Origin of the sequence: Streptomyces sp. NPDC052687 (genome assembly GCF_040678395.1) — a bacterium.
Classification (GTDB): Bacteria; Actinomycetota; Actinomycetes; order Streptomycetales; family Streptomycetaceae; genus Streptomyces.
In genome coordinates, this window is the sequence record NZ_JBFATR010000033.1 from 70,423 (window position 1) to 77,388 (window position 6,966).

General features: G+C 69.3%; 7 protein-coding genes, 1 tRNA gene and 2 pseudogenes. 8 read left to right on the forward strand and 2 right to left on the reverse strand.

What is annotated here, in order from left to right; genetic code table 11:
* Positions 1-33: 33 nt before the first annotated feature.
* Positions 34-443 (forward strand): annotated as a pseudogene (locus AB0K92_RS23785) (hypothetical protein).
* A gap of 166 nt (positions 444-609) precedes the next feature.
* The gene (locus AB0K92_RS23790) at positions 610-762 is read left to right on the forward strand and encodes a hypothetical protein (protein WP_165996784.1); all 153 of its coding nucleotides are present in this window, start codon (positions 610-612) and stop codon (positions 760-762) included.
* A gap of 50 nt (positions 763-812) precedes the next feature.
* Here the strand turns inward: AB0K92_RS23790 and AB0K92_RS23795 are convergent, their stop codons facing one another.
* Positions 813-1,373 carry a CGNR zinc finger domain-containing protein gene (locus tag AB0K92_RS23795; protein ID WP_165996779.1) on the reverse strand — a complete coding sequence of 187 codons (561 nt, stop codon included), beginning with the start codon at positions 1,371-1,373 and terminating at the stop codon, positions 813-815.
* 490 nt (positions 1,374-1,863) lie between these two features.
* Positions 1,864-2,277, reverse strand: coding sequence for an SsgA family sporulation/cell division regulator (locus AB0K92_RS23800; RefSeq protein WP_004002642.1), 414 nt, complete (start codon positions 2,275-2,277; stop codon positions 1,864-1,866).
* A 191-nt stretch (positions 2,278-2,468) separates the two neighbouring features.
* Between AB0K92_RS23800 and AB0K92_RS23805 the strand changes: the two genes are divergently transcribed.
* The 6 genes and pseudogenes from AB0K92_RS23805 to AB0K92_RS23830 all read left to right on the forward strand — a co-directional run.
* Positions 2,469-2,933, forward strand: a complete 465-nt coding sequence (locus AB0K92_RS23805; protein WP_365925915.1) for a TIGR02611 family protein — start codon at positions 2,469-2,471, stop codon at positions 2,931-2,933.
* A gap of 78 nt (positions 2,934-3,011) precedes the next feature.
* A tRNA-Val gene (locus tag AB0K92_RS23810) sits at positions 3,012-3,083 on the forward strand.
* Between the two features lie 350 nt (positions 3,084-3,433).
* Positions 3,434-4,720 carry an extracellular solute-binding protein gene (locus AB0K92_RS23815; protein WP_365925918.1) on the forward strand — a complete coding sequence of 429 codons (1,287 nt, stop codon included), beginning with the start codon at positions 3,434-3,436 and terminating at the stop codon, positions 4,718-4,720.
* Positions 4,721-4,734: 14 nt separating this feature from the next.
* Positions 4,735-5,691 (forward strand): sugar ABC transporter permease, encoded by a 957-nt coding sequence (locus tag AB0K92_RS23820; RefSeq protein ID WP_365925920.1) that lies wholly within the window; start codon positions 4,735-4,737, stop codon positions 5,689-5,691.
* Complete coding sequence (locus AB0K92_RS23825) at positions 5,688-6,563, forward strand: carbohydrate ABC transporter permease (RefSeq protein WP_365925923.1); 876 nt, start codon at positions 5,688-5,690, stop codon at positions 6,561-6,563. The genes AB0K92_RS23820 and AB0K92_RS23825 overlap by 4 nt, the downstream gene beginning before the upstream one ends.
* 10 nt (positions 6,564-6,573) lie before the next feature.
* Positions 6,574-6,966, forward strand: a pseudogene (locus AB0K92_RS23830) (hypothetical protein); the annotation flags it as partial.

Sequence of the window (6,966 nt, forward strand, 5' to 3'; positions counted from 1 at the left end):
TGGAGGAAACGGCTGTCGGACTGAGGAGTGCGGATGATCGCCGAGACCGTGTGTTCCGCCGTCGCCGCGGCCGGCCTCGGCATCGCCGCGGTCACCGCGTACCGGAGGCGCTTCCTGGCGGCCGCCCGGATCGCGGCCTACGCCCTCGTGCCGCTCGGGCTGGTGATGACCGGGGTGATCGACTGGCTCGCCGGCACCGCCTTCAGTCCGGTGGCCTGGGCCGGGTTCGGTGTGCTCGGTGCCGCCTGGCTGCTGTTCGCGGGCACGCGCGCCGTGGAGCGCCGACGGGCCGGCCGGCGCGCCGCCGTGGCCCCCGAGGCGTCGGCGCCCTCCGTGGGGCAGCCTCGCGTCCGGCCGTCCGCCCGAGCACCGGTCCGGCCTCCCGGGCCGACGCGGACGACTTCAGCGACATCGAGGCGATCCTGAAGAAGCACGGCATATGAGGGCCGCCGCAGCGGCCTGAAACGTGCCGGATGGACCCCTCGGGCGCGGTGCGCGCGAAGCTTAGTGACGGGGCGCCCGGAGGGACACCGGGATACGTGGATGTCCCCCGTTCGGCGGCGCTGTCGCGCGTGTCAGGGTGCCGGTTGCGCCATCATCGCCGGCGAGATGCTGGACACGACACAGAGCGATGCCGCGCCGCCGCAGGAAGAGCCGCGCGGCTGTCTCTTCGCCCTTTCCCAGCCACCGCTGATGATCTTCCTTGCGGTGATCGGGTGTCTGCTGCTCACGGCTGCGCTGCACGACCTGCTGTTGCTGTGAGCCGTACCCGCGGTCCCCGGCGCCACCCGCCGGGGCCCGCGACGGCTCTGTCAGCCCGCGGCTTCCTTGCGCCGGGCGCGGTAGGCGGCCACGTGGAGGCGGTTGCCGCAGGTGCGGCTGTCGCAGTAGCGCCGCGAGCGGTTGCGGGACAGGTCGACGAAGGCGCGCCGGCAGTCGGGTGCCTCGCAGCGGCGCAGCCGTTCCTGCTCGCCCGCGACCACGAAGAACGCCAGCGCCATCCCGCAGTCGGCCGCCAGGTGGTCGGCCACGGACGCGCCGGGGGCGAAGTAGTGCACATGCCAGTCGTAGCCGTCGTGGTCCGTGAGGCGGGGGGTGGTGCCCGCGGCGGCGATCAGCTCGTTGATCATTCCGGCGGCGGTCCGGGCGTCGGGAGCCGCGAAGATGCCGGCGAACCGGCCGCGGACCTTGCGCACCGCGGAGAGGTCGAACTCCGAGAGCGTCCCGACATCGCTGATCTTGTGCTCGCGTACGAACGTGTCGAGGGCCGCGACGTCCGGCAGCCCGTCCGGGGACGTGTCGTCCTCGGGCGCGGTGTTCACCAGATCCACCACAGTGTCGAGCGCGCACCGGGTGTCGTGGGTGATCAGCACGTTTCGCTCCCTGGCCTGGGGGTCGGGCGGACGCCCGCCGATGCTGGCCGATGGTAACGGCTCACCTGCGGCCACCGGCCCCCTGCTCCCCGCGGCTGCCCGTACAACGTCGCCGCGGCCAGCGGGGTTCCCGGGCAGGGCGGGATTTTCACGGCTGGACAGGGGTGGGGGAGTGTCCGGTTCCGGTCGCCGCGGCGCTCCGGTCTTCGTCACGGAGCGTGAGCGCCGGGGAGGGCGCGGATGATCAGCTCGTCCCTGGTCCGGTGACCGTACGTGACGTCGCTTTCGCGCCGGTTCGGTCTCGGCGCGTCGGCGCGGGTCCGGCGTGCGGCGCAGAGGATCTCGGACAGCTGATGTACACGCGTACACGCGCATCGGCGCCGCCCCGCAGGGTGCGTGCGGGGTGGCGCCGTGGTGTGCCGTATGCGGTTGTCCTGGCCCGAGCCGTCTCCCCGAGTGGACGGCGCCGGGCGGCTCTGTGGGGTCTGGCCTAGCTCTCCGCCAGGATGTGCGAGAGCTCCTGATCCAGGTCGAAGTGCCGGTGCTCCGTGCCGGGGGGCACGGCGGCGTCCGTTCGCTTCAGGAACGATTCCAGGGCCCGCGCCGGGGCCTCGAGCAGTGCCTCTCCCTCGGGAGAGCTCAGGGCGATGCACACCACGCCCTGACCATGGCTGCGCGACGGCCAGACGCGGACGTCGCCGGTACCGGTGGGCCGGTGAAGCCCCTCGGCGAGGAGGTCGCGGGCGAACACCCACTCGACGGTCTCCTCGGCTCCGGTGTGGAAGGTGGCGTGCACGGCGTAGGGATCGGCCGTGTCGTACCGCAGGCCTGCCGGAACAGGCAGGGAGGACTCGCTCGACACAACGAGGCGCAGGTGCAGCTCGCAGCTGACCGTGGTGTTCATAAGCGCCAGGGCCTTTCGCTCAGTGTGCGCTCGGGGATTCGCACGTCGGCGAAATCGACATGCCACCTACGGTGCCGTTGTAAACCCCTCTGAGTGTTTTGCCTGGCTTTACGTAACTCTTCCGGCCGAGAACCGGTTCGCCGGGAGCGTCCATTCCGGTGACGGGTTTCGGTCCGGTAGGGTTTGGCCGTATGAATACGGGGAGTAACGAGTCTGGCGAGGTCGCCATGACTGTGGACGAGACGAGGGTGAACGGGGTGCGGAGCGAGCGGGGGAGCGAGGAAGGGCTCGGGTCCCGGGCGCCCGAGTTCGTCAAGGCGCGCCGGGTGCTCCACCTGAGCTGGCAGGTCGGGGTCTTCATCGTGGGGCTGGCGGTCGTCGTCGCCGGCATCATCATGCTGCCCCTGCCCGGGCCGGGCTGGGTGGTGATCTTCGGCGGCATGGCGATCTGGGCGACCGAGTTCGTCTGGGCCCAGCTGGTCCTGCGCTGGACCAAGCGCAAGGTCACCGAGGCCGCGCAGCGCGCCCTGGATCCCAAGGTGCGGCGGCGCAACATCATCCTGACCGTGACCGGGCTGGTGATCGTGGGCGTGCTGGCCGGGATCTACCTCTGGAAGTTCGGTTTCGTCATGCCGTGGAAGATCGAGGATCAGTGATCCGGGACCAGGGCGCGGGGGCCGGCCGAGGCTGGTCACAGGCACCCCCTGACATGGGGTAATGTTCTTCCTGCGCCCGGGCGATTAGCTCAGTGGGAGAGCGCTTCGTTCACACCGAAGAGGTCACTGGTTCGAACCCAGTATCGCCCACCCGGAACGACGGCCCGTCTGCGAGTACGCGGACGGGCCGTCGTCGTGTGCGCGGCTCCGGACGGGGTCCGTGGTCCCGGTCGCCCGGTCGGTGACTTTCGGCCGGGGGCGGCCGGCGCGCGGCTCGCCGCCGCCTGTTCGGGATCTCGGCCGCGCGGCTCTCACCTGGGGTGTCGGCGCCGAAGCGCCGACGAGCGCCCGCCGCGTTCCGGGCCTCGGCCGGTCTCGGTCCCGAGAAATTCCTGTCCGAATCATTGACGCACTCGTAGTGCCTCCGTAACTTGTGCCAGCAAGCGCTTACTTGAAACGATTCATGCAGGCGGCAACGACGCTGCGGGGAGGCTTCGACGGTGGGTACCAGCAGGAATGTCGAGAGGCGGACGGTCCTCAAGGCGGCGGGCGCTTCGGCGGCCACGCTCGGGCTCGGGCTGGCGACGGGATGCGGTGGGGGCAGCGGTTCCGGCGACGGGACGGTGACGCTGCGTTATGCGTGGTGGGGCGGCGAACCGCGCACCATCGCCATCAAGAAGACCATCGCGCTCTTCGAGAAGAAGTTCCCGAAGATCAAGATCAAGCCTGAATTCACCGACTACGAGGCCTTCTGGGAGAAGTTCCAGACCCAGGCCTCCGGTGGAAATCCGCCGGACGTTTTCCAGAATGCGGTCGGCTTCCTGCGCAAGTACGACAAGCGCGGTGTTCTCATGGACCTCAAGACGCAGGCGGACGCCGGAAATCTGAACCTGGAGAACTTCCGCAACGGCGTTCTGGCGAACGGTCAGGTCGACGGCAAGCAGATCGGCATTCCCGTCGGCGCCAACACCATGGCCCTCGTCATCGACCTCAAGGCCTTCGAGAAGGCGGGCGTGGAGGCGACGTTCGGCTGGACCTGGGACGAGTACTTCGACGCGCTCCAGACCATCCAGGACAAGGTGAAGGTCGCCGGTGACACCGGCTACTTCAGCATCATGTACCTCTACGACCTGTACCTGCGTCAGAACGGCAAGGCCTTCTTCACCGAGGACGACCTGGGCTTCACCGAGGACGATCTGACGCAGTGGTGGGAGGACGGCTACAAGCGCGTGCGGTCCGGACTCGTCGCCGACCCGAAGAAGGTCGAACAGGTCAAGCCCAAGTCCGCGCTCTCGGCAGGGCTCGCCGCATCCGAGTTCACCTGGGACAACTTCTCCATCCGCTACGAGGGCGAGGGCGAGTCGGACTACGGGCTCGCGCCGATCCCCACCACCAACGGCAAGGACACCGGCCAGTACCTCGGCTCGCTGATGCTCAGCGCCTTCTCCGGGACCAAGCACCCCGAGGAGGTCGCCAAGTTCATCGACTTCATGGTGCACGACCCCGAGGTCGGCAGGATCATGGGCTACGACCGCGGCATCCTCGCCACGACCGAGCAGTACGAGGCGTTCACGCCCGCCGACGAGACCAACAGGGGCGTCCGGGCGTACGAGGAGAAGGTCGCCGACGCCGGAGTGCTCGGGAAGATCACCCCGCACCCGTCCGGCGCGGATGTCATCGAGGCGGCGTTCCTGCGGCTCGGCGGTGAGGTCGCCCAGGGCAAGACCAAGCCGGCCGACGCCGCGAAGGCGCTGTTCAGCGAGGCCAAGGCCGCGTTCGCGGGCTGAGGGGACGTACCACCATGACGCTCGTCAAGGAAGCGCCCGTGCGCCCGGCCGGGAAGCGGTCCGCCCCTCCCGCCGCCGGGCGGCGCGGGCGGCGCCGCGAGAACCTCGCCGGCTATCTCTTCATGTCGCCGTGGCTCGCGGGATTCCTGCTGCTCACGGCGGGGCCGATGATCGCGTCGCTGTACTACGCGTTCACCAGCTACAACCTGTTCACGCCGCCGAAGTGGGTGGGGCTGGACAACTTCACGACGATGTTCCAGGACCCGCGCTGGCAGAAGTCGGTCGAGGTCACGCTGAAGTACGTCGTCGTGGCCACTCCGCTGAAGCTGCTGCTCGCGCTCGGTGTCGCGCTGCTGCTCGCGCAGAAGCGGCGCGGGCAGGGCCTGTACCGGGCCGCGTTCTACATGCCCTCGCTGATCGGTGCCAGCGTCTCCGTGGGGTTCGTGTGGCGGGCGCTGTTCTCGGACGACGCGATCGTGGATCGTACGCAGAAGGTCTTCGGGTTCGACGTCGGAGGCTGGATCGGCAACCCGGACTACGTCCTCTACGCCCTGGTGGCGCTCAGCATCTGGCAGTTCGGCGCGCCGATGGTGATCTTCCTGGCCGGGCTCAAGCAGGTCCCGCAGGAGCTGTACGAGGCCGCCGAGGTGGACGGGGCCGGGCCGCTGCGGCGGTTCTGGAACATCACGCTGCCGATGATCTCGCCGGTGCTGTTCTTCAACGTGCTGCTGGAGTCCATCCACGCGTTCCAGGTGTTCGGCTCCGCGTACGTCGTCTCCGACACCCGGTGCGGGCCGGCCGACGCCACGCTCGTCTACACCTGTTACCTCTACCAGAAGGGGTTCAAGGAGGCCCAGATGGGCTTCGCCTCCGCGATGGCGTGGACGCTGGTGATCGCGGTGGCGCTCGTCACGGCGGTCCTGTTCTGGTCGCAGAAGAAGTGGGTGCACTACGAGGAGGCCGCCAAGTGACCACTGCCACCACTCCCGTCGTGCGCGCCGAGGGCGAGCGGCGGCGGGCCGGATCGATCGCCTGGCACGCGGGCGCGCTCCTCGTCCTCGCGGTCGTCCTGTACCCCGTGATCTGGGTGGTCGGTGCCTCGTTCAAGCCGAGCAAGGACATCATCGCCAGCCTCGACCTGCTGCCCACCGAGCCGGTCTGGGCGAACTTCTCCGGGCTCGCCGACGGCATCTCCGGCATCTCCATCAGCAGCTTCTTCTGGAACTCGCTGGTGTACGCGGTCCTCGCCGTCATCGGGGTCGTGCTGTCCAGCTCGCTCACCGCGTACGCCTTCGCCAAGATCCGGTTCGCCGGGCGGAACCTGCTGTTCACGCTGATGATCGGCACGCTGCTGCTGCCGTACCACGTGCTGCTCATCCCGCAGTACGTGCTCTTCCGGAACCTGGAGCTCACCGACACCCTGGTGCCGCTGGTCGCGGGCAAGTTCCTGGCCACTGAGGCGTTCTTCGTCTTCCTGATGGTGCAGTTCATGCGCGGGCTGCCGCGTGAGCTGGACGAGGCCGCCAAGCTCGACGGCTGCGGGCACCTGCGGACCTACTGGTCCATCGTGCTGCCGCTGAGCCGCCCCGCCATCATCACCAGCGCCATCTTCACCTTCATCAACGCCTGGAACGACTTCATGGGGCCGCTGATCTACCTCAACACCCCCGAGAAGTACACCGTCTCGCTCGGCCTGATGATGTTCCGCGACCAGGAGGGCATCTCCAACTACGGCAGCATGATCGCGATGTCGCTGGTGGCCCTGGTGCCGGTCATCGCCTTCTTCATGGCCTTCCAGCGCTATCTCATCGACGGCATGGCGACATCCGGACTGAAGGGCTGAGGCGGTGTCCATGGCGCAAGCACGCGTGAAAGCCCGCTCCTCGCGCAGGGGGCCGGTCTTCGGTGAGCGGTTCAGTGTGTTCGCCGAGTGTCTGCTCACCGGCGTGTGGATCGCCGTGGCCTGCCTCGGGCTCGTCACCTACCCCGCCGCCTTCGCCGCCGGCGCGCGTCATCTGCGGCGCCGTACGGCCCATGTGGCGGGCGGGTGGCGGGAGTTCACCGCGGACTTCCGGGCGGCGCTGCGCGGCGGCTGGCTCGTCGGGCTGGCGGGCTGGGCCGTGGCGGCCGCCGTCTGGGTGGACGTCCAGGCCGCGCGGGCCGGGCTTCCCGGCGGGCCGCTGGTCGGAGCGGCCGGCCTGCTCGCGCTCATCGCCGCCGCCGTCGCCGGGCTGCGGGCGGCGGCG

What these genes read in the sequence shown, in the direction of transcription:
- AB0K92_RS23790 (WP_165996784.1), top strand. Translation starts at nt 610, where the DNA reads ATGCTGGACACGACACAGAGCGATGCCGCGCCGCCGCAGGAAGAGCCG.
- AB0K92_RS23800 (WP_004002642.1), bottom strand. Translation starts at nt 2,277, where the DNA reads ATGAACACCACGGTCAGCTGCGAGCTGCACCTGCGCCTCGTTGTGTCG.
- AB0K92_RS23805 (WP_365925915.1), top strand. Translation starts at nt 2,469, where the DNA reads ATGAATACGGGGAGTAACGAGTCTGGCGAGGTCGCCATGACTGTGGAC.
- AB0K92_RS23820 (WP_365925920.1), top strand. Translation starts at nt 4,735, where the DNA reads ATGACGCTCGTCAAGGAAGCGCCCGTGCGCCCGGCCGGGAAGCGGTCC.